This is a genomic window from Mycobacterium sp. NGS34 (assembly GCF_059812845.1).
In genome coordinates, this window is the sequence record NZ_JCALDM010000009.1 from 1 (window position 1) to 21,513 (window position 21,513).

A 21,513-nucleotide genomic window follows, 5' to 3' on the forward strand; every position below is an offset into this window, starting at 1 on the left:
CATCGGTAACAGATGCGGGCGCACGGTCCCATTCGGGGTCAATGACGACACCGGGTATCCCGGGCCCGACTGGACCCAGGCCCGGGATGTTGACCTTGCCCGGCTGATAACGGTGTTGGGCCGTCAAGCCGTCGGATTCCAGCGCGTCGCCGTGGCCCGAGGTGATGTCGGCCATGCTGTGCAGCGCCTCGCTGCCGGGATGGTAGTAGTACGAATGGTCGTGCGGATTGACGCCGTCGGAGCCGGGGACCTCGGCGCGGAACCGCACCGATCCGAATCCGTCGGCCGCGGGGTCGGTGCCCAGGCCGGGGGTCAGACCGAGCACCTGACCGCCGATGTTGTCCCGATTCACGTAGTGGCTCAGGCCATTCAGCTCCCCCAGCATGCCGACCGGGTCCGTCGACGCGTCGCCCACGTACACGTGCCCGCCGTCGAGATGAAAGCTCGCGGCGTTGGGCGCCAGGTCGGTGCCCGGGCAGCCGATGAGCACCGCGTCGTTGGCGTGCATGTGGCCCAGCGCGAACGCGTCGGCCACCGTCGTCGAGCCGTACGAGTGACCCAGCACGGTGACGTGCTGGCCCGCGCCGAGGTGCGTGGCCCACAACCCGTTGACGTCTTGCGCCAGGGCCTGACCGCCCGCCCGGGCCAGCGCCGGGGTGGAGATCCGCTGGACGTCCTTGAAGTCGTTGGGGGCGTCGTACCCCATCCACGCGATCACCGCCGTGGGGTTTTTCGGGTCGGCGGCGTTGGCCTGGCCGAAGAGGTTGAGCGCATCGTTGTGCCCGTCGTACAGCCAACCGCCCTTCACGCTGCTGCTGGTGCCCGGCACGATCACCGCGGTGTTCTTGGCCAGGTCGGGGTTGCCGATCGCGATCGCCGCGCGGCCCTTGCCGCCGAAAGCCAGTGGGTCATAAGCGAATAGAAACACCGGGTTGTGGCCGTTGTCGGCGTCGCGATCGAGACCCTGCTTGGTCTGATCGGCGTTCTGGTAGCGGGTGATGTCGGTGGCCGACAGGCCGTACTTGGCCGGGTCGCGCAGCACGTCGTCCGGGGAGACGCCGTAGCGGGCGGCGATGTCGCGGACCCGGTTGAGGTCCTGGGTGAGCACCGCCATGTTGGCGTCGCTGCGCGCGAGGACCGGGACGCCGTTGACATTGCCGATCTGATCCGGATGCTCGGCGAGGAGCTGCTGGCGCTCCCCCGGGGTCAACGATGTCCACCACCTGTTGACGTCCTCCGGACTCGTGCCCGGCGGCGGAATCTCGGGTTTGGCGTCCACCGCCTGCAGAACCTCGGGGTCATAACCCTCGGCACGCAGGGTGGCCAGCGCGCCCCGCAGGTAAGTCGAATAGCCGTCGCGCACCGATACGATCTGGGCCAGAGCGGATTTGGTGTCGGCGATGGCCTCGTTTTCGAGATCGGCGATGTGCAGATCCAGCAGTTTCCGCTCACCCGCGGTGAGGTGGACGTCCTTCTCCGCTTCCACCGCCTCGCCGATTTCGTTGTCGAGCTGCTGCAGCTGACCCTCCAAAGTGGAGATCAGCGCCGCGCCGGTTCGCTGCGCCTCGGCCAAGGCCGCGGCGATGTTTTCCAAATCGGCGCCGATCTTAGGCAGCTGCAGGGACTGCGCGCCCAGCGCCTTGGTCACCCGCTGCACCTCGTCGGAATCGTTGATCGGGTGGTCGCCGTTCTCGTGGTTCCAGGCCGCCTCGAAGCGGCGCCGCGCTTGCTCGAACGAGGCGCTGGACTCGGCGGTGCACCGGCCCGCGGCGTGGAAGGCCTCCGCCAATTCCGAGATCTGCGCCGGGCGACCAACCTGAAGACTCTGGTTGATCAACCACGGATCGCCGCCCGCCTCGGCGATCAGCGCCGGGACGCTTATGTAGCGCAGCTGCACCGCACTGCCCGTCCCGTGCACGGGGAATCTGCGGCGATATGCATCGCGATCCCCCTTTCCGAGCTGGTGACAACGCTACAACCAGTTGGGGTAGTCGCTTACGCTATTCCGCCCCGCGCAGCGGCGGTTTGGTAAACGAGCAGCTACGCGCGTTGAACACCGACTCGATCGAAGGGGATTCCCATGTCCGGCACTGAGTCAGCCAAATGGCGTGCACGCCGACTAGCCCAAACGGCGGCGGCAGCTATCGTTGTCACGGCCGGAGTGGCAATCGCGGCGCTTTCCTGGCCGGCACCGGGTTCGCCGTCCGCCATCGCAAGGTACGTCTACGGCGACGGGTCAACGGATTCGGCTGTGATCGATCGGGTTCGAGCCGCGTTATCCAGTGACCTCTGGTTCAGCATCGGTTACGGCTTGGCGCTGATCGGGTTTGCTTGGATCTTCTGGCTGTGGGCGATCTCCGCGTTTGGCCAGCTGTCGGCGAAATACGTCGCGGCGGCGGCGGGGCTGGCCCTAAGCGCCGGCGTCGCCAAGCATGTGCTGCTCGATTACGCCATCCGCCACCACAATTCGACGGACTTGATCACTGCGGCTGCCGCGGCGTCGATCGTCATGTGGTGCGCGTCGCTGCTAGCCCTCGGCGGCTTCCTCGCCACGGTAGGAGTCATTCTGCGCGCAGTGGCGCCGCGATTTCTGGGGGCCTGCTCGTCCGTGCTGACGTGGCCGTGGCGGCGGCTGCGAACCCGCGCCCCGGGAAAGACTAGCGGCGCATGGTGGAACAATCTGCAACCAGAACCCCCCGCCCAGCGGACGAAAACGGACGAATTGAGCTGGGCCAAAGCATATTACGTGCCCGGCGCCGAGGACGTCAGGAAGTCTCGGGAAGGTGACCCGGTCCAGGCCATTTGCCTGTCCGGTGGCGGGGTGCGGTCGGCCTGCATTGGCATGGGTGTGACGCAAGAGTTCTCGAAGGCGCGTCCGATCAAGTTGACCGCGGAAATCAGCAAGCGGTTCCGTAGCGGAACGGCAGCACCCAAGCTCATCGACGCCGTCGACTACGTGATATCGGTATCCGGCGGCGGTTACACCGCCGGGGCACGGCTGCTCGCCGTACACGACGATGAAAGCCCTTTGGTATCACAGCGTTTCGCGGAGGGATCGCCCGAGTTCGATCACTTCCGACGGCACTCGAGCTATATCGCGGACTCTCCCGGAGAATTGCTCCTGGCGCTGACCGGGGTATTGAAGAACTTGATCGCATCGATGGCGATCCTCTTCACGCTGCCAGCGGTGCTGGGCTCGGTGCTCGGATATCTGCTTTCCCGTTCCGTCTTCTCCTTTGCCGTGATCGTTCCGGTGCCGGATCAAAAACTTGATCACTCGCGCTCCCTCCTTTGCCTGACCGGGCATTCCGCCTCGTGGTACGCCGTCGCCGCGTTCGCGGCTCTCGCCGTGTTGTGCACGAGCGCGGCGATGTTCGTCGAGTTCGTATCGTGGGAGAGACGGAGTGAGAGGCTGAAACTTCGGCTGCAGGGTCTCGCGCTGGGCAGCGCGGTATTCGCGCTGCTGGTGCTGGCGGTGGTCGTTGGATTGCCCGCGTTGATGCGGCTCTGTTGGTGGCTGGGTGAGCGCACGCCCGGAAACCAGGGCGGCGCTGCCGCGGCAATCTCCGGGTTGGTCGGCCTGAACTATCTGGCGGCGATTGCGGCGATGGTATGGAAGGACCGCGACAAGTTGTCGAAGGAAGCGACGAAACTTTCGTCGTTGAAACGGCTGTTACCGCCGAGCGTCGTGGCAATGATGCTGGTGATGGCGACCCTGGCCGTCCTGCTGGTCGCGTGGCTGATCACCCTGGGCTGCTTCGCCGCGAGCGTATTTCAGCATGCGACCGCCGACGGAAAGGAGAACACCTTTTTCCAGATGCCGTTCTCCTCGTGGTGGCTGCCCGGGCTGCTGCTGTTGACCATGCTGTGGATGAGCTCGGTCGATGTCGCCTCGATCAGCCTGAATCCGTTTTATCGGTACCGATTGGGCCAGGCGTTCGCCGTCCGGCGCGTCAACCACGCCGGCCATTGGCACGCGGAAGCCTACGACCGCAACAAATTCACCTGGTTCAACGAGTTTGGAACGGTGCCTGCCGGCGGCCCCACCTTCGTCTTCGCGGCCGCGGCCACCATCACCGGCAAGGATAAGCCCGCCCCGGGACTGAACGCGGTGTCCTATGTGCTGAGCCACGATTACATCGGCGGCCCCGACCTGGGATGGCTGAAGACCCCGGAGCTGTTTCGGCAATCGCTGCCGAGAATCAAGCGTGATCTCACCGTCTTGACGGCGGTCGCGGTGAGCGGCGCAGCATTCGCCTCGGCCATGGGCCGCCATCAGAAAGGCTTCGAAAAGCTGCTGGCCATTTCGGGCGCGCGCCTGGGCACCTGGCTGCCCAACCCGAAATTCGTCGCCAATCTCGCAGGCGCCGAGAACGACGAATGCCTCGACCCCGAGGACAACAAGAGGCCCTGGCCGAGGTCGCTGCCCGCCGTTCGCGGCGCCGGCTATTACTACCGCGAGCTCTTGGGTTTCAACTACAGTGACGGTCGGCTGGTGCAGGTCACCGACGGCGGCCACTACGAGAACCTCGGGCTGGTCGAGGCGCTGCGCCGCCGCAGCCGATTGATCTTCTGCGTCGACGGCGGAGGGGATGCCCCGCCCTTGGCCAGCGGGCTGGCCGACGCTCTGCGGCTGGCCGAATACGAACTGGGCGTGACGATCACGTTCGACGATTTCCCCGGATACTCCTTGCGCGACCTCACGCCCGGCTCCGGTGAGCCGTTCAAAAAGGGCGACGCGTTTTACGGCTTGAACGGCCGGCTAGCCAAGAGAACCGTCGCCGTCGGCCTGATCACCTACCCGGCGGCCTCCGGCCTCACTCAAGGAGACGAACGTCGCGGCGTGCTGATCTTCACCAAAGCGGTGCTGTGCCGGGAGTTCCCCGAGTGGCTCTTGACCTATGCCGCCGCGAACGGCGTGTTCCCTCACGACCCCACGTCCGACCAATGGTTCAACGAGGGGCAGTTCGCGGCCTACACGGAGATGGGGCGGATCATGGGGCGCCAGGCCTTGAAGTGCGTCGAGTTCCTGACGAAGGTTGGAAAAATCACAAATCCGACGGCGTCCGACCTGGGGAAACTCTGTGGAGCCAAAGGGACAACAACCGTCGAACCCGCGCATCTTTGATCGCCTACACCGTCTGGCCAGGAAATCGTGAGGCTATGACCTCATTTGGTCAGTCCGACATCCTCCGGCGCGTCACCGAAGTGATCGGCGTCCATCGCCGTCGCGTAATACAGCGTGGATATCGACGCGATCATAGAAACCCTCGAGTAATCGCGTTCGGTCGGTTCCTCCGGCAATGCGCCGACGAGCTTGACCGCCATGTCGGCATACTTTTGGGCGGCATCACGCCATTCGCGCAATCTTTCCGGATCAACAGCCATGCTCTTCAACCCTCCCGTGTAACCGCTGCGCACCCGGCTTCGCCGACGGTGACGCAACTAATTGTTGGACCCCCGCTTACCTCACTGAATGTGGTGGAGCTAAGGGGATTCGAACCCCTGACCTACTCGATGCGAACGAGTCGCGCTACCAACTGCGCCATAGCCCCTGACCGCTAGCAGGCTACCAGCCGCGCGGCGAACCGCCGAACCGCCGGCGCTACTCGCCGACCGCGCGCGGCAGGTCCCTGGGCCAGCCGAACGTCCGCATCGGCATCGCGTAGTCCAGGTGCTCGAAGATGGGGTCCTCGTCGTCGATCTCCAGCACCACCGCGCCGGGCCGGCGCAGCCGCGAGGGCACCAGGTCGTATTCGCGGTCGTAGGCGTTCTCCACGCCGAGCCGGGCCCGCGCCATGCGCTGCATCCGGCGGCGGCGCACCCTCTCCTCGATCCGGGTCTGCCGACGCAGGTAGGCCAGGTACAGCAGGGTCACCACGGTGGCGGCGCCGCACACCCACCAGGCCGCCGGCGACACCTCGAACGCGGCGGTGGCCGAGCCGATCAGGACGACGGCCATCACCATCAGCACCCGCTTGCGGAACGCGTACTTGCGCGCGCTGACCGCCGCGGCGGCCTTCGGGTCGAAACGGCGCCGCCGCGAGGCGCCCGCCGCCACGAACGCCCGCTGGTCCTCGTCCTCCTCGCGCTCGGCCTCGGGCTCCAAACCCGAAGAGTCCTCGACGTATTCGTAGCGGTCGTCCGCGTCTTCATCGGACTCGGCGGTCTCGGCGCGCTCGGCGACGGTCTGGGGCTCGGTCTCGTCGGCGTCTTCGTCCTCGGCGGCGCCCGGCGGGAGCGCGCCGGAATCCTCGATGACGTCGACATCCAGGTACTCGGGCTCGGCCGGTTCGGTCGCCGCGGCCCGCACCACGACCGGGCCCGCCACCTCCTCGGTTTCGGCGTCGTCGTCGTGCTCGGTCTCGGCGAGCTCGTCGTCGGCCGCATCTTCCTCCGGCGTCCAGTCGGGGTCGCTGCGATGGCCCGCGGCGGGCCCACTGCGCCGCAGCAGCCGGGAGCCGGCGCCGTTGAGCACCCGGGTGGCCAAGGCGACGTCGCTGGTGCGACGCACGGCGTCGCGTTTGCTGATCAGCATGGGAACAAGAACGAACAGCCAGAGCACCACGAGCGAGATCCACAACAGCGACTGCGGGATGCTTGGCATGATGACTTGCTCCTTACTGGACCCGACCCCCGCGAGGCTCATCTGTGGCCGATGCGGCTGGACCGAGGTGACCAGCACAATTACACACCTGTAATTTGCCTCTCACAAGCACCAAATGTCACTCGTGTCGCGATAGCCACAAGACGGCGGGTCGTCACGCCCAGCTGGCGTGACCGGACCGGACCAGGGTCGCCGCCACCGATCCCTGCACCTCTTCGACGGTGATCGCCATCAGCAGGTGGTCGCGCCAGGCCCGGTCGACCTCGAGGTAGCGGCGCAACAGCCCCTCCTCCCGGAACCCCACCTTTGCCAGCACGGCCCGGCTGGCGGCGTTCTCCGGACGCACGGTCGCCTCCACGCGATGCAGCATGACCGGGCCGAAGCAGTGATCCAGTCCCAGCGCCAGCGCGGCCGTCGCCACCCCGCCGCCGGTGGCCGACCGGGGCACCCAGTAGCCGATCCACGCCGACCGCAGCGCCCCATGGGTCACGTTGCCGATGGTCAGCTGGCCGCAGAACCGCCCGTCGACCTCGATCACGTAGGGCAGCATGCGGCCCTTGCGGGCCTCCGAACGCAGCCCGGAACACAGCGCCGGCCACGCCGCCACGGTGTGCCGGATCGTCCAATCGCCGTCCGTGCTGGGCTCCCACGGCTCCAGGTGCGCGCGATCGGCCAACCGGATGCGGCTCCACTGCGCGCCGTCGCGCATCCGCACCGCACGCAACCGGACGACGCCGCCGGGGACCCGCAGCGGCCCCACCTCCGCCGGCCAACCCGGGTGACGGGGATTCGAGCGCAACAGGTTCACGAGCATGTGCAGTAGCTTCGCCTAGCCGCGCTGGGCCAGGAACGCCACGTCGACGATCTCGCCGGTGCGGATCTGCTCGGCGCCGCTGGGAACCACGACCAGACAGTTCGCCTCGGCGAGGGTGGCCAACAGGTGCGACGACGACCCCGGCGCCCCGCCCAGAGCCTGCACCAGATACTCACCGCTGTCCTGGTCACGCATCAGCTGCCCGCGCAGGTAGCCCTTGCGCCCGGCGACCGACGTGATCGGCGACAGGGCGCGGGCCTGCACGATGCGGCGCATCGGCTGGCGCTTGCCCAGCGACAGCCGGATCAGCGGCCGGACCATCACCTCGAAGACCACCAGCGCGCTGACGGGGTTGGCCGGCAGCAGGAACGTCGGAACACCCTCGCGGCCCAGCTGCCCGAAGCCCTGGACGGACCCGGGATGCATGGCGACCCGGACCACCTCCATCTCGCCGAGCTCGGACAGCACCGACCGCACCGGCTCGTTGGCCGCGCCGCCGACGGCGCCGGCGATCACCACGACCTCGGCGCGATTGAGTTGGCCTTCGATGACCTCGCGCAGCTCCTTGGGGTCGTTGCTGACGATGCCGACGCGGTTGACCTCGGCCCCGGCGTCGCGGGCCGCCGCCGCCAACGCGTAGGAGTTGACGTCGTAGACCTGCCCGTTCCCCGGGGTGCGCGAGATGTCGACCAGCTCGCCGCCGACGGCGAGGACCGACAGGCGCGGGCGCGGATGCACCAGCACCCGTTCGCGGCCCACCGCCGCGAGCAGGCCGACCTGCGCGGCCCCGACGATGGTGCCGGCGCGCACCGCCACGTCGCCGGGCTGGACGTCGTCGCCGGCACGGCGCACGTAGGCGCCCGACGGGGCGCCCCGCAGGATCCGCACGCGCGACGTGCCGCCGTCGGTCCATCGCACCGGCAGGACGGCGTCGGCCAGGGTGGGCAGCGGGGCCCCGGTCTGCACCCGGACCGCCTGCCGGGGCTGCAGCCGGCTGGGCGTGCGCGAGCCGGCCTCGATGGTTCCCATCACCGGCAGCACCAGCCCGTCGCGGAGGTCTTCGTCGGGCGGCCCGTCGAGGCCTTCGGCGCCCACCTCGCCGACGCCCAGCACGTCGACGCTGCGCACCGCGTAGCCGTCGATGGCGGCCTGGTCGAATCCGGGCATGGGCCGCTCGGTCACCACTTCCTCGGCGCACATCAATCCCTGCGCCTCGGCAATGGCGACGCGTATCGGCCGCGGTGCGACCGCGGCTGCCGTTATCCGGGCCTGCTGCTCCTCAACCGAACGCACAAGCGCGCCTCTCTAACTTGGCGGGGCGCCCGGCTACTGCTCGATCAGGCCCAACCGCGCCACCAACCATCGCCGCAAATCCGGGCCATAGTCGTCACGATCCAATGCAAAGTCAACCGCAGCCTTCAGGTAGCCGCCGGGATTTCCCAAGTCGTGTCGGGATCCGCGATGCACGACGACATGCACCGGGTGGCCCTCTTTGATCAGCAGCGCGATCGCGTCGGTGAGCTGTACCTCGTTCCCCGCGCCGCGGTCGATCCGGTGCAGCGCGTCGAAGACGGCCCGGTCGAGCACGTACCGGCCGGCCGCGGCGTACATCGACGGCGCGTCCTCGGCCTTGGGCTTTTCGACCATACCCATGACCCGCAGGACGTCCGGATTGTCGCCGCCTTCAACGGGTTCGACGTCGAATACGCCGTAGGCGCTGATCTCCTCGGGGGGGACCTCGATGGCGCACAGCACCGTGCCGCCGTGGTCGGCCCGCACCTTGGCCATCGTCTCCAAGACGCCCGTCGGCAGCACCAGGTCGTCGGGCAGCAGCACCATGACGGCGTCCTCGTCCGCCGCCAGCGTTGGCTCCACACAGCTGATGGCGTGTCCGAGCCCGAGCGGCTCGGCCTGCACCACGGACTCGACCTTGATCAGCTGCGGCGCCCGGCGCACCTTGTCGAGCATGGCTTTCTTGCCGCGGGCCTCGAGGGTGCCCTCCAGCACCAGGTCCTCGACGAAGTGCGCGACGACGCCGTCCTTGCCCTCGGAGGTGATGATCACCAGGCGTTCCGCACCGGCCGCGGCCGCCTCCGCGGCGACCAGCTCGATGCCGGGGGTGTCGACGACGGGCAGCAGCTCCTTGGGCACCGTCTTTGTCGCAGGCAAAAATCGCGTACCCAGGCCGGCCGCAGGGACGATCGCCGTGAAGGGGATCGGAACATCCGGGCGTGACATTGTTCAAACCATAACCCCCATGAGGCACGCCACCGCGGTGTGGCGGCGCGAAACCCCGGCCTGTCATGGTTGAGGGCATGCCGACCGCGAGCAAGGCCGCGTTGCGCGACCGCCTGCTGGCCGCCCGGCGTCGCGTCGCCGACGACGTTCGCGCCGCCGAGGCGCGCGCGCTGCGCGAGCACGTGGAGCCGGTGGTCGAGGGTGGGACCACCGTCTGCGCGTACGTGCCGGTCGGCGCCGAGCCGGGCTCGGTCGAGCTGCTCGAGGTGTTGCTGCGCCGGGCCGGACGGGTGTTGTTGCCGGTCGCGCGCACGGGCGCCGACAACGCGCCGTTGCCGCTGCGGTGGGGTGAGTACCGGCCGGGCGCGCTCGTCCCCGGACCGTGGGGGCTGCTGGAACCGCCCGGGCCGGAGCTACCCGAGTCGGCCCTGGGCGAGGCCGCCCTGGTGATCGTGCCGGCGCTGGCCGTCGACCGTCGGGGCGTGCGGCTGGGCCGGGGCCGGGGCTTTTACGACCGCTCGCTGCGCGGCCGAAACCCGCAAGCGCGGCTGATCGCGGTGGTGCGCGACGCCGAGTTCGTCGACGAACTGCCCGCCGAGCCGCACGACGTGGAGATGACCCACGCGCTGACGCCGAAGCGGGGCCTGATCGCGCTTCCCGACCGGGAATGATCGCGATCACGTGGCGGTTCTAGCACTTGACACGGTAGAGTGCTAATTCAAGCCCGTAATCATTCGGAGGTTTTCGTGCCGACTTACAGCTACGCGTGCACCGAGTGCGACGACCGCTTCGACGTCGTGCAGGCCTTCACCGACGACGCGCTGACCACGTGCGAGAAGTGCGACGGCCGGCTGCGCAAGTTGTTCAACTCGGTCGGCGTCGTGTTCAAGGGCAGCGGCTTTTACCGCACCGACAGCCGCGAGGACCGCAAGAAGTCAAAGAGTTCGTCGAACGGCTCCAGTGAGTCCGCCTCGAGTTCGGGGTCCGGCGACAAGGGCGGATCGAGCGAGAAGAGCGGGTCGGGGGACAAGGGCGGGTCGAGCGAGAAGTCGACCAGCGCCGCCCCGGCCGCTGCGGCCGCCTCGAGCTAACCGGTTATCCACAGCGCCATCGCCGACCGGCATCGTCGGCGCTCGGCCGCGCCTACCGTTGCGGCGTGGGCGAATCATCGCTGAACCCAAGCGTGTTCAGGCGCCTGTCGGCGTCCCTGCGCCCCGACTGGACGCGTACCGTGCTGGCCCGGCGGGTGGCGGCGGGCGGGCTGGTCGTGCTGGCCGGCATCGCCACGCTGCGCTCCAATCCCGACGGCGACTTCACCGAGGTGGTGGTGGCGTCGCGCGACCTGCGCCCGGGCGCCGCGTTGAGCGCCGACGACGTCCGGCTCGAAAAGCGTTTGACCACAACGATTCCCGACGGGTCGAAAGCGGACCTCGCCGCGGTCGTCGGCTCGACGCTGGCCGGGCCCACCCGCCGCGGCGAGGTGCTCACCGACGTCCGGCTGCTCGGCAGCCGGCTCGCCGAGTTGACGGCCGGGCCCGGCGCCCGCATCGTGCCGCTGCACCTGGCGGACGGCGCCCTGCTCGACCTGGTTCGGGCCGGCGACGTCGTGGACGTGCTGGCCGCCCCGGCCACCGATGCGCCGACGGCGGGCCCGACGACCAGCCGGGTGGTCGCCACCGACGCCGTCGTCGTCCTCGTGTCGGCCAAGCAGAAGGCCCAGGCCGCCGACGCCGACCGCGTAGTGTTGGTTGCGCTGCCGGCTCGCGTGGCGAACACGGTGGCAGGCTCGGCGCTGGGTCAGACGGTAACCCTGACCCTGCATTGAGTATCTGGCCGCTGTTGGGCACGTGACCGATAGCAAACTCTGTCCAGACCAGAAAGGGCCTGCCAATGCTCAAGGGGTTCAAGGAGTTTCTCGCGCGGGGCAACATCGTCGACCTGGCCGTCGCGGTCGTCATCGGTACTGCGTTCACCGGGTTGGTCACCAAGTTCACCGACAGCATCATCACGCCGCTGATCAACCGGATCGGGGTCAATCAGCAGTCGAATGTCGGCGCCCTGAAGATCGGGATCGGCGGCGGCCAGACCATCGACCTGAACATCCTGCTGTCCGCCGCGATCAACTTCGTCCTGATCGCGGCCGTCGTGTACTTCTTCGTCGTGCTCCCCTACAACACGCTGCGCAGGCGCGGCGAGGTCGAGCAGGCGGACGACGCGCAGGTGGTCCTGCTCACCGAGATCCGCGACCTGCTGGCACAAACCAACGGGGACTCAGCGTCCGGGAAGCATGGGGGCGCGGCGGCCACGACACCGCCGCCGGCCCACGGACCGCGCGCGGACGCCGAATCGCTGTGAGGCGCGCTTAGATCTCGAGGCTCGACAGCTGGCCGATGATCTGGGCGGCCAGCGGATTCAGCGTCGCCATTCCGTCACGCACCGCGTAGCGCGAACCGGCGAGGTTGACCACCAGCGTGCTGCCCGACACCCCGGCCAGGCCCCGGGACAACCCGGCGTCGATGATCCCCGCCGACAGCCCCGATCCGCGGATCGCCTCGGCGATGCCCAGGATCTCGCGGTCCAGGATCTCCCGGGTGGCCTCGGGCGTGACGTCGCGTGGTGTGACGCCGGTCCCGCCGACCGAGACCACCAGGTCCACCCCGCCGATCACCGCGGTGTTCAGCGCGTTGCGGATCTCGACCTCGTCGGCCGCGACCGCCACCACCCCGTCGACGACGAACCCCGCCTCGGTCAGCAGCTCGGTGACCAGCGGCCCGCTGTGATCCTCGTCGCCGTGCGCGGTGCGATCGTCGACGACCACGACCAGCGCCCGGCCGACTACCAACTCCGCACCCGTTTCCATGGGTGCAACCGTATATCCGATGTCCGACAACCCGGCCGCCGAGGGCTCATCGACTCTCATCACTGATCCGCCTTGCCGAGGGTGACCTGCACGGTGCGGCTCCCGCCGCCGGGATCCTGAAATGTCAGCGATACCTTGTCGCCGGGCGCTTTTGAGCGCACCGCGGCGACCAACGCGTCGGCGCTGTTGATCGGGCGGTCGTCGACCTTGGTGACCACCACACCCTTGGGCACGCCGGCCGTCGCGGCCGCGCCGTTCGCGATGACGTCGACGACCTTGGCGCCCGGGGTGCCCTTGTCGCTGGTCACCTGCACGCCCAGCGACGCGTGCGTCGCCTTGCCGGACGAGATCAACTCGTCGGCGATGCGCTTGGCCTGGTCGACCGGGATCGCGAAGCCGAGGCCGATCGACCCGCTCTGGGAATCGGGCGAGTCGGCGCCCAGGGTGGCGATCGCCGAGTTGATGCCGACCAGCTGACCCTGCATGTTGACCAGAGCGCCCCCGGAGTTACCCGGGTTGATCGCGGCGTCGGTCTGAATCGCGTCCAGCACGGTGTTCTGGTTGCCCGACTCACCGGTGGTGGACACCGGCCGGTTCATCGCGCTGATGATGCCTGTGGTCACGGTGCCCGACAGGCCCAGCGGCGACCCGATCGCCACCACCGGCTGGCCGACCCGCAGGTCCGACGAGGAACCCATCGTGATCGGCGTGAGGTTCGAAACGCCCTGTACCCGGATCACGGCGATGTCGCTGGTGGGGTCGGCACCGACCACGGAGAACGGCGCGGTGCGGCCGTCGGAGAACGTCACGGTCGTCTTGGGTGGCGGACCACCCGGCGGGCCGCCCGGCGGGCCACCCGGGGCGGGCGGACCGCCGCCCGGCTTGACCGCGGCCGCGACCACGTGGTTGTTGGTCAGGATCAGCCCGTCGGACGACAGCACGACGCCGGAGCCCTCCTCGGACTGGCGACCCATGTCGGTCTCCAACATGACGACGCTGGGCACCACCTTGGCGGCGACCTGTTCGACGGTGCCCGGCGGCATGTTCGCGGCCGGCACGCTGGGCGCCGCCCCCGGGATGATCCCGCGGCCGTTGCCCCCGGCGGAGTGCGTGCCCAGCTCGACGGCCGTTGCCGCGGCACCGCCGATGCCGGCCGACACCACCGCGATCGCCAACGCGCCCGCGGTCAAAAGTCCTGCGCGAGAACGCTTCTGGGGAACCGGCGCCGGCCCGGGAGGCATCGGCGGCAGCATGTGGACCGGTCCCGTCCCCGTGCCCGCCGGAATGGGACCCACCCCCGTGCCCCCGGGTATCGGACCCGGTCCGGTGCCCCCGGGCAGCGAGACCGGCCCGGTGCCACCGGGGATCCGGCCCGGCCCGGTGCCGCTGAACGGCTCGTAGGGCCGGCGGTACTGCGCGGTCGGCTGCGACGGCTGGGCAGGCTGGGACGGCTGATAGCGCCAGTCGAACGGCTGGTTGTACGGCTGGTGCCCCTGCGCATAGGCGGGGGGCACAGGCTGATTAGGCCCCGTACGGTATCCCGGCTGCTGCGGCGGTGGCGAATACCTCGGGTCATTCGTCATGTCGCTACGTCGCTCTTCCTCTAATCGGCTACTTCGGGCTATTCGGTCTCGTCGGCTCGACGCGGCTCGATTTCAACCCTAACTGCAGACCTACCTTGCCCGCGCGGACTGAGAGTCCACTGAGATAACGCTCGCCGAATCCCGAGAGTTCTCCACGCCGCCCGCGACGGGCACGACCGGGTCCGTCTCGGCTTCTGCGCTAAAAATCTTAGTGTCGTCATCGGCCGCCAAGTATCCCGAAACCGGCACCGGACGGCCGGGAAGCAGCACATAGATGGACGTGCCCGGGGGCTGGCCGCCCGGCACGGTGTCCTCGACACGGATCAGGCCGCCGTGGCTCTGCACCACCTTTTTGACGATCGCCAACCCCAGCCCCGAGCCTGGCATCGCCCGCGCCGTCGTCGACCGGTAGAAACGCTCGAACACCAGGCGCCGCTCGTGCACCGGGATGCCCGGGCCCTCGTCGGAGACCACCAGCTCGGCGTGCGTCGGGTCGAGTTGGCGCAGCCTGATACCGACCCGCCCACCGGACGGGCTCCATTTGGCCGCGTTGTCCATCAGGTTCAGCACCGCGCGCGAGAGCCCGGCGGCGTCGCCGTAGACCTGCCAGCCGATCACCTCGACATCGAAGTGAATGTCGTTGCGCCGCCGCCTGACTCGCTCGAGGCTGCGATCGATCACCTCGGACATGTCGACGGCCTCGTGCACGACCTGACTGGCGTCGTCGCGGGTGAGGTCGACCAAATCGCCGACCAGGGTGGACAATTCCTCGATCTGCGCGAGCACGTCGGCGCGCAGGTCGACCATCTCCTGATCGGGCAGCCGCGGGGCCCCCGGTTCCATCGAGGCCATCAGCAGCTCGACGTTGGTGCGCAGCGAGGTCAGCGGGGTGCGCAGCTCGTGCCCGGCGTCGGTCACCAGCCGCGCCTGCCGCTCCCGCGACTCGGCCAGGGCCCGCAGCATCAAGTTGAAAGCCTCGGTGAGCCTTGCCAATTCGTCGCTGCCGAACACCGGGATGGGCCGCAGGTCGTCGGTGCGAGCCACCCGCTCGGCGGCTTCGGTTAGCCGGCCCACCGGGCGCAACCCCGCCCGGGTGACCATGCCCCCGGCCACCGCCGCGACCGCGACGCCGACGCCGCCGACCATCAGCAGCACCCAGCGCAGCTTGGTCATCACCGCCTCGGTGGGCTTGAGGCTCTTGGAGATCAGCAGCGAACTGCCGTTGGGCAGGTGGATGGCCAGGATTCGCTGGTCGGACGCGGTGCGGCGGGACATGAACAGCTCGCCGTTGATCACGGCCTTTTCGGCGGTGCCGACGGGCAGGATCTGGCCCGGCTGATTGGCGGTGTAGATGGAGCGGCCCGGATTCACCAGCATGGCGTTGACGTCCGAATACGCGGTGCCCTCGATGGCCTTGCCCGGGTCGGCGGCCAGCGAACCGCTGGCGATCAACAGCTGCGCGCGGCTCTGCAACTGGTTGTCGATGTCGTTGTAGAGCGCGGCCGAGATCACCGCGTACACGGCGAACGACATCAGCACCACGACCATCGCCACCATCGACATCGCCAGCAGCATCACCCGCCACCGCAGCGACAACGAGCTGGTGGGCCGCAGCGGTGCACGCCGGCGCCGACGGAGCCGGATCATCGTTGGTGCGGGCTCATCACGGCGGCGTCTCCCGCAGGACGTATCCCACCCCTCGGACCGTGTGGATCAGTCGCGGCTCACCGTCGGCCTCGGTCTTGCGGCGCAGGTAGCCGACGTAGACCTCCAGCGCGTTGCCCGAGGTGGGGAAGTCGAATCCCCAGACCTCCTCGAGGATGCGGCTGCGGGTGAGCACCCGGCGCGGGTTGGCGATCAACATTTCCAGCAGCGCGAACTCGGTGCGGGTCAAGCTGATGCAGCGCTGCCCGCGGGTGACCTCGCGGGTCACCGGGTCCAGGCTGAGGTCCGAGAACGTCATGGCCACCGACTCGGCGGCGTCGTCCGGCTTGGTGCGCCGCAGCAGCGCCCGCATGCGGGCCAGCAGTTCCTCGAGCGCGAACGGTTTCGGCAGGTAGTCGTCGGCGCCGGCGTCCAGGCCCGCGACCCGCTCGGAAACCGAATCGCGGGCGGTGAGCACCAGGATCGGCAGGTCGTCGCCGGTGCTGCGGAGCTGACGGCACACCTCGAGGCCGTCCAGCCGCGGCATCATCACATCCAGGACGAGCGCGTCGGGCCGGTCGCTGGCGATCCTGTCGAGGGCCTCGACCCCGTCGTGGGCGAGCTCGACCGAATAGCCATTGAACGAAAGCGACCTGCGCAGCGACTCGCGCACCGCGCGATCGTCGTCGACGACAAGTATGCGCACGGCCACTAGTTTCGTCCTAGCGCCTGAGAGCGGGCTGAGAGGCGCGCCGGGTATTTGCCGAGATGTCCGCTCGACGACGATGCGGGCCGGCACGGCCCGAGGAGAAGTCGGGCGATCCGGCTAGCGCTTGTCCAGATCGATGAGCCCGAGCCGGGCCGCCTTGAGCAGCCGGCGGGGCACCTTGTGCTTCTGGCCTGCGACGTTCACGCCGACGAGTTCGGTCTTCGTGGCCTTCCACTGCGAGCGCCGGCTGCGGGTATTGGAGCGCGACATCCTGCGCTTGGGTGTGGCCATGGTCGGGCCTAACTCCTCGTTCGGGCTTGATGGGGCATGTCGCGGGGCGTGGCCGGTCGGGCCGAACGTGCGACGATTGCCTATCAGGATAGTGGGTGGCCTGCCGGGCGCCAAAACGGCGCCCGGGAAGGCTGGCCCGCCGCGAGACTGAAGCCAGTGCGGTCCGCGCCGGCGTGTCGTGTGCGTCATGTAAGTGTCGCGGCCGGAGGGGTGGGCGGGCACCTTGACGCGACACCGCGGGTACCCGCTAACCTACCGGTTGGTTGGTTGGTTTGCGCTCGCCGGTGAATCGCAGATTGGAGGACTGCATGGCCTCTGCTGCTGGCCGCGACCCCGTCCGGATCGCGAATTGTTCGGGCTTCTACGGCGACCGGCTTTCGGCCATGCGCGAGATGCTCACCGGCGGCGACGTCGACTACCTCACCGGCGACTACCTGGCCGAACTGACCATGCTGATCCTGGGCCGCGACAAGATGAAGCATCCCGAGCGCGGCTACGCCAAGACCTTCCTCACGCAGCTCGAGGGCTGCCTGGGTGAGGCCCGCGACCGCGGGGTGCGCATCGTCGCCAACGCGGGCGGCCTCAACCCCGCCGGGCTGGCCGACGCGATCCGCGCGCTCGCCGAACGCCTCGGCGTGCCGGCGCGGGTCGCCCACGTCGAGGGCGACGACCTGTTGTCCCGCGCGGCCGAGCTGGGGCTGGGCACGCCGCTGACCGCCAACGCCTACCTGGGCGCGTGGGGAATCGTCGACTGCCTGAACGACGGCGCCGACGTCGTCGTGACCGGCCGGGTCACCGACGCCTCGGTGATCGTCGGGGCGGCGGCGGCGCACTTCGGCTGGGGCCCCACCGACTACGACCGGCTGGCCGGCGCGGTCGTCGCGGGCCACGTCATCGAATGCGGCGTGCAGGCCACCGGCGGCAACTACTCATTCTTCACCGAAATCCCGGATCTGACCCACGCCGGCTTCCCACTGGCCGAGGTCCACGCCGACGGCTCCTCGGTCATCACCAAGCATCCGGGCACCGGCGGCTTGGTCAGCGTCGACACCGTCACCGCGCAGCTGCTCTACGAGATCACCGGCGCGCGATACGCCAACCCCGACGTGACCGCCAGGATGGACACCGTCGAGCTGACCGCGGACGGCCCCGACCGGGTGCGCATCGACGGGGTGCGCGGCGAACCGCCGCCACCCACGTACAAGGTGTCGCTGAACAGCATCGGCGGGTTCCGCAACGCGATGACGTTCGTGCTGACCGGCCTGGACATCGAGGCCAAGGCCGACCTGATGCGCCGCCAGCTCGAGGCCGCGTTGACGGTGAAGCCCGCGGAACTCCAGTGGTCGCTGGCCCGCACCGACCAGCCCGACGCCGACACCGAAGAGGCGGCCAGCGCGTTGTTGCACTGCGTCGTCCGCGACCCCGACCCGTCCAACGTGGGGCGCCAGTTCTCCTCCGCGGCGGTGGAATTGGCGCTCGCCAGTTACCCCGGCTTCCACGTGACGGCCCCGCCCGGGGACGGTCAGGTCTACGGCGTCTTCACCCCGGGCTACGTCGACGCCAAGGAGGTGCCGCACACCGCCGTGCACGCCGACGGCACCCGCGTTGACATCCCTTGCGCGACGGATACTTTGGAGCTGGCGCCCGCCGACCCGCCGCCGTTGCCCGAGCCGCTGCCGACCGGCCCGACGCGCAGGGTGCCGCTGGGCCGCATCGCCGGGGCCCGCAGCGGCGACAAGGGCGGGTCGGCCAACGTGGGCGTGTGGGTGCGCACCGACGACCAATGGCGTTGGCTGGCCCACACCCTGACCGTCGAGCGGCTCAAGGAGCTGCTGCCCGAGGCGGCCGACTTCGAGGTCACCCGCCACGTGCTGCCCAACCTGCGCGCGGTGAACTTTGTCATCGACGGCATCCTGGGGCAGGGCGTCGCCTACAACGCGCGGTTCGATCCGCAGGCCAAGGGGCTGGGCGAATGGCTGCGCGGCCGTTACCTCGACATCCCGGAGACCCTCCTATGAGCATCTGGACCACCCCCGAGCGTGAACAGCTGCGAAAGACGGTGCGCTCCTTCACCGAACGCGAGATCCTGCCCAACGCCGACGAGTGGGAACGCACCGGCGACCTGCCGCGCGACCTGCACCGCCGGGCCGGGTCGGCCGGGCTGCTGGGGGCGAGCTTTCCCGAGTCGGTCGGCGGCGGTGGGGGCGATGGCGCCGACGCGGTGGTCATCTGCGAGGAGGTGCACCAGGCCGGCGCCCCGGGCGGCGTGTTCGCGTCGCTGTTCACCTCGGGCATCGCGGTGCCGCACATGATCGCCTCGGGCGACGCGCGGCTGATCGACACCTTTGTCCGGCCCACGCTGGCCGGCGAGAAGATCGGTTCGCTGGCCATCACCGAGCCGGGCGGCGGTTCGGACGTCGGGCACCTGCGGACCAGCGCTGAGTTTGTCCGCGCGGACGACGGCGACCACTACGTGGTCAACGGCGCGAAAACCTACATCACCTCCGGGGTCCGCGCCGACTACGTCGTCACCGCGGTGCGCACGGGAGGCCCAGGCGCGGCCGGGGTTTCGCTGCTGGTGGTCGAGAAGGGAACGCCCGGCTTCGAGGTGACCCGCAAGCTGGACAAGATGGGCTGGCGCTCCTCCGACACCGCCGAACTGTCCTACACCGACGTGCGCGTGCCGGCGGCCAACCTGGTCGGCACCCCGAACACGGGATTCGCCCAGATCGCCCAGGCCTTCGTGTCGGAGCGGATCGGCCTTGCCGCGCAGGCGTATTCGAGCGCGCAGCGGTGCCTGGACATCACCGTTGCGTGGTGCCGCGACCGGGAGACGTTCGGCCGGCCGCTGATCTCGCGGCAGTCGGTGCAGAACACGCTGGCCGAGATGGCGCGGCGCATCGACGTGGCGCGGGTGTATGCACGCAACGTGGTCGAGCGCGAGCTCGCCGGCGAGACGAACCTGATCGCGCCGGTGTGCTTCGCCAAGAACACCGCCGTCGAGGCCGGCGAATGGGTGGCCAACCAGGCCGTGCAGCTGTTCGGCGGCATGGGCTACATGGCCGAATCCGAAGTCGAACGCCAATACCGGGACATGCGGATCCTGGGCATCGGCGGCGGCACCACCGAGATCCTGACCGCACTGGCCGCGAAAACCCTGGGATACCAATCGTGACGACACTGAAGTCCACGCTCGATCCGAGCTCCGCCGCCTACACCGACGCGGCGTCGACGACGGCCGAGCGGCTCGACGAGATCGACGCCGAACTCGCCAAGGCCCTGGCCGGCGGGGGCGAAAAGTACGTCGAGCGTCACCACGCCCGCGGCAAGCTGACCGCACGGGAGCGCATCGAACTGCTCATCGACCCGGACTCGCCGTTCCTGGAGCTCAGCCCGCTGGCCGCATACGGCAGCGCCTTCCAGATCGGCGCCAGCACCGTCACCGGCATCGGCGTGGTGTCGGGCGTGGAATGCCTGATCGTGGCCAACGACCCGACGGTCAAGGGCGGCACCAGCAACCCGTGGACGCTGCGAAAGATCTTGCGCGCCAACCAGATCGCCTTCCAGAACCGGCTGCCGGTGATTTCGCTGGTGGAGTCCGGTGGGGCGGACCTGCCCACCCAGAAAGAGATCTTCATCCCCGGCGGGCAGATGTTCCGGGACCTGACCCGGCTCTCGGCGGCCGGCATCCCGACCATCGCCCTGGTGTTCGGCAACTCCACCGCGGGCGGCGCGTACATCCCGGGCATGTCCGACCACGTCGTGATGATCAAGGAGCGCTCGAAGGTGTTCCTCGCCGGTCCCCCGCTGGTCAAGATGGCCACGGGCGAAGAGTCCGACGACGAGTCGCTCGGCGGCGCCGAAATGCACGCCCGCACTTCGGGGTTGGCGGACTATTACGCCGTCGACGAGCTGGACGCGATCCGGATCGGGCGGCGCATCGTGTCGCGGCTGAACTGGGTCAAGCAGGGACCCGCTCCCGGCCCGATCACCGAGCCGCTGTTCGACGCCGAGGAACTGATCGGCATCGTGCCCGCCGACCTGCGCATCCCCTTCGACCCCCGCGAGGTGATCGCCCGCATCGTCGACGGTTCGGACTTCGACGAGTTCAAGCCCATGTACGGCTCGTCGCTGGTGACCGGGTGGGCCAGGCTGCACGGGTACCCGCTGGGAATTCTGGCCAACGCGCGCGGGGTGCTGTTCAGCGAGGAATCCCAGAAGGCCACCCAGTTCATTCAGCTGGCGAACCGCTCGGATACGCCATTGTTGTTCCTGCACAACACCACCGGCTACATGGTCGGCAAGGACTACGAAGAGGGCGGGATGATCAAGCACGGCTCGATGATGATCAACGCCGTGTCCAACTCGGCCGTGCCGCACATCTCGCTGCTGATCGGGGCGTCGTACGGTGCGGGCCACTACGGCATGTGCGGGCGCGCCTATGATCCTCGATTCCTGTTCTCCTGGCCCAGCGCCAAATCCGCGGTGATGGGCGGCGCGCAGCTCGCCGGCGTCCTGTCGATCGTGGCCCGGGCGGCCGCGCAGGCCCGCGGGCAGCAGGTCGACGAGGAGGCCGACGCCGCCATGCGGGCCGCCGTCGAGGGGCAGATCGAGGCGGAGTCGCTGCCGCTGGTGCTGTCCGGCATGCTCTACGACGACGGTGTGATCGACCCCCGCGACACCCGCACCGTGCTGGGAATGTGTTTGTCCGCCATCGCCAATGGCCCGATCAAGGGGACGTCGAACTTCGGCGTCTTCCGGATGTGA

The 21,513-nt window shown here is 69.0% G+C and carries 19 protein-coding genes and 1 tRNA gene; 8 read left to right on the forward strand and 12 right to left on the reverse strand.

Annotated elements, in window-relative coordinates; genetic code table 11:
* On the reverse strand, positions 1–1,897 hold a 1,897-nt coding region (locus tag AC5Y7V_RS21375), incomplete at its 3' end, for a putative alpha/beta hydrolase (RefSeq protein WP_499882041.1).
* Positions 1,898–2,080: 183 nt separating this feature from the next.
* On the opposite strand from AC5Y7V_RS21375, the gene AC5Y7V_RS21380 reads away from it, so the two are divergent.
* Positions 2,081–5,128, forward strand: coding sequence for a hypothetical protein (locus AC5Y7V_RS21380; RefSeq protein WP_499882042.1), 3,048 nt, complete (start codon positions 2,081–2,083; stop codon positions 5,126–5,128).
* 41 nt (positions 5,129–5,169) lie between these two features.
* Here AC5Y7V_RS21380 and AC5Y7V_RS21385 read toward each other — a convergent pair whose 3' ends face one another.
* The 6 genes from AC5Y7V_RS21385 to AC5Y7V_RS21410 form a co-directional block, all read right to left on the reverse strand.
* The gene (locus AC5Y7V_RS21385) at positions 5,170–5,388 is read right to left on the reverse strand and encodes a hypothetical protein (RefSeq protein WP_499882044.1); all 219 of its coding nucleotides are present in this window, start codon (positions 5,386–5,388) and stop codon (positions 5,170–5,172) included.
* A gap of 91 nt (positions 5,389–5,479) precedes the next feature.
* Positions 5,480–5,555: transfer RNA gene (locus AC5Y7V_RS21390), tRNA-Ala, on the reverse strand.
* Positions 5,556–5,605: 50 nt separating this feature from the next.
* The gene (sepX, locus tag AC5Y7V_RS21395; protein WP_499882045.1) at positions 5,606–6,607 is read right to left on the reverse strand and encodes a divisome protein SepX/GlpR; all 1,002 of its coding nucleotides are present in this window, start codon (positions 6,605–6,607) and stop codon (positions 5,606–5,608) included.
* Positions 6,608–6,761: 154 nt separating this feature from the next.
* On the reverse strand, positions 6,762–7,415 hold the full coding sequence (locus AC5Y7V_RS21400; protein ID WP_499882201.1) for a GNAT family N-acetyltransferase: 654 nt from the start codon (positions 7,413–7,415) through the stop codon (positions 6,762–6,764).
* Positions 7,416–7,436: 21 nt separating this feature from the next.
* Positions 7,437–8,714, reverse strand: coding sequence for a molybdotransferase-like divisome protein Glp (gene glp / locus AC5Y7V_RS21405; RefSeq protein ID WP_499882046.1), 1,278 nt, complete (start codon positions 8,712–8,714; stop codon positions 7,437–7,439).
* A gap of 33 nt (positions 8,715–8,747) precedes the next feature.
* Positions 8,748–9,659, reverse strand: a complete 912-nt coding sequence (locus tag AC5Y7V_RS21410) for a UTP--glucose-1-phosphate uridylyltransferase (RefSeq protein WP_499882047.1) — start codon at positions 9,657–9,659, stop codon at positions 8,748–8,750.
* Between the two features lie 77 nt (positions 9,660–9,736).
* Here AC5Y7V_RS21410 and AC5Y7V_RS21415 point away from each other — a divergent pair, with 77 nt between their 5' ends.
* The 4 genes from AC5Y7V_RS21415 to mscL all read left to right on the forward strand — a co-directional run bounded on the left by AC5Y7V_RS21415 (position 9,737) and on the right by mscL (position 12,014).
* Positions 9,737–10,330 (forward strand): 5-formyltetrahydrofolate cyclo-ligase, encoded by a 594-nt coding sequence (locus AC5Y7V_RS21415; protein ID WP_499882048.1) that lies wholly within the window; start codon positions 9,737–9,739, stop codon positions 10,328–10,330.
* Positions 10,331–10,405: 75 nt separating this feature from the next.
* A complete protein-coding gene (locus AC5Y7V_RS21420; RefSeq protein WP_499882049.1) occupies positions 10,406–10,750 on the forward strand; it encodes an FmdB family zinc ribbon protein in 345 nt (114 codons plus the stop codon).
* Positions 10,751–10,815: 65 nt separating this feature from the next.
* Positions 10,816–11,484, forward strand: coding sequence for an SAF domain-containing protein (locus AC5Y7V_RS21425; RefSeq protein WP_499882050.1), 669 nt, complete (start codon positions 10,816–10,818; stop codon positions 11,482–11,484).
* A 65-nt stretch (positions 11,485–11,549) separates the two neighbouring features.
* A complete protein-coding gene (mscL, locus tag AC5Y7V_RS21430) occupies positions 11,550–12,014 on the forward strand; it encodes a large-conductance mechanosensitive channel protein MscL (protein ID WP_499882051.1) in 465 nt (154 codons plus the stop codon).
* Between the two features lie 7 nt (positions 12,015–12,021).
* Here mscL and AC5Y7V_RS21435 read toward each other — a convergent pair whose 3' ends face one another.
* The 5 genes from AC5Y7V_RS21435 to rpmF all read right to left on the reverse strand — a co-directional run bounded on the left by AC5Y7V_RS21435 (position 12,022) and on the right by rpmF (position 16,746).
* Complete coding sequence (locus AC5Y7V_RS21435; RefSeq protein ID WP_499882052.1) at positions 12,022–12,579, reverse strand: MogA/MoaB family molybdenum cofactor biosynthesis protein; 558 nt, start codon at positions 12,577–12,579, stop codon at positions 12,022–12,024.
* Positions 12,579–14,102, reverse strand: a complete 1,524-nt coding sequence (locus tag AC5Y7V_RS21440) for a S1C family serine protease (protein WP_499882053.1) — start codon at positions 14,100–14,102, stop codon at positions 12,579–12,581. The genes AC5Y7V_RS21435 and AC5Y7V_RS21440 overlap by 1 nt, the downstream gene beginning before the upstream one ends.
* Positions 14,103–14,192: 90 nt before the next feature.
* The gene (locus AC5Y7V_RS21445; RefSeq protein WP_499882054.1) at positions 14,193–15,749 is read right to left on the reverse strand and encodes a HAMP domain-containing sensor histidine kinase; all 1,557 of its coding nucleotides are present in this window, start codon (positions 15,747–15,749) and stop codon (positions 14,193–14,195) included.
* 16 nt (positions 15,750–15,765) lie between these two features.
* Positions 15,766–16,452 (reverse strand): two-component system response regulator MprA, encoded by a 687-nt coding sequence (gene mprA, locus AC5Y7V_RS21450; RefSeq protein ID WP_499882055.1) that lies wholly within the window; start codon positions 16,450–16,452, stop codon positions 15,766–15,768.
* A gap of 120 nt (positions 16,453–16,572) precedes the next feature.
* Positions 16,573–16,746, reverse strand: a complete 174-nt coding sequence (gene rpmF, locus AC5Y7V_RS21455) for a 50S ribosomal protein L32 (RefSeq protein ID WP_499882056.1) — start codon at positions 16,744–16,746, stop codon at positions 16,573–16,575.
* Between the two features lie 308 nt (positions 16,747–17,054).
* On the opposite strand from rpmF, the gene AC5Y7V_RS21460 reads away from it, so the two are divergent.
* From AC5Y7V_RS21460 to AC5Y7V_RS21470, 3 genes are read left to right on the forward strand one after another with little or no spacing between them, the layout of a single operon-like run.
* Positions 17,055–18,764, forward strand: a complete 1,710-nt coding sequence (locus AC5Y7V_RS21460; RefSeq protein ID WP_499882057.1) for an acyclic terpene utilization AtuA family protein — start codon at positions 17,055–17,057, stop codon at positions 18,762–18,764.
* Positions 18,761–19,921, forward strand: coding sequence for an acyl-CoA dehydrogenase family protein (locus AC5Y7V_RS21465; RefSeq protein WP_499882058.1), 1,161 nt, complete (start codon positions 18,761–18,763; stop codon positions 19,919–19,921). Before AC5Y7V_RS21460 ends, AC5Y7V_RS21465 begins: the two co-directional genes overlap by 4 nt.
* Positions 19,918–21,513 carry an acyl-CoA carboxylase subunit beta gene (locus AC5Y7V_RS21470; protein WP_499882059.1) on the forward strand — a complete coding sequence of 532 codons (1,596 nt, stop codon included), beginning with the start codon at positions 19,918–19,920 and terminating at the stop codon, positions 21,511–21,513. The genes AC5Y7V_RS21465 and AC5Y7V_RS21470 overlap by 4 nt, the downstream gene beginning before the upstream one ends.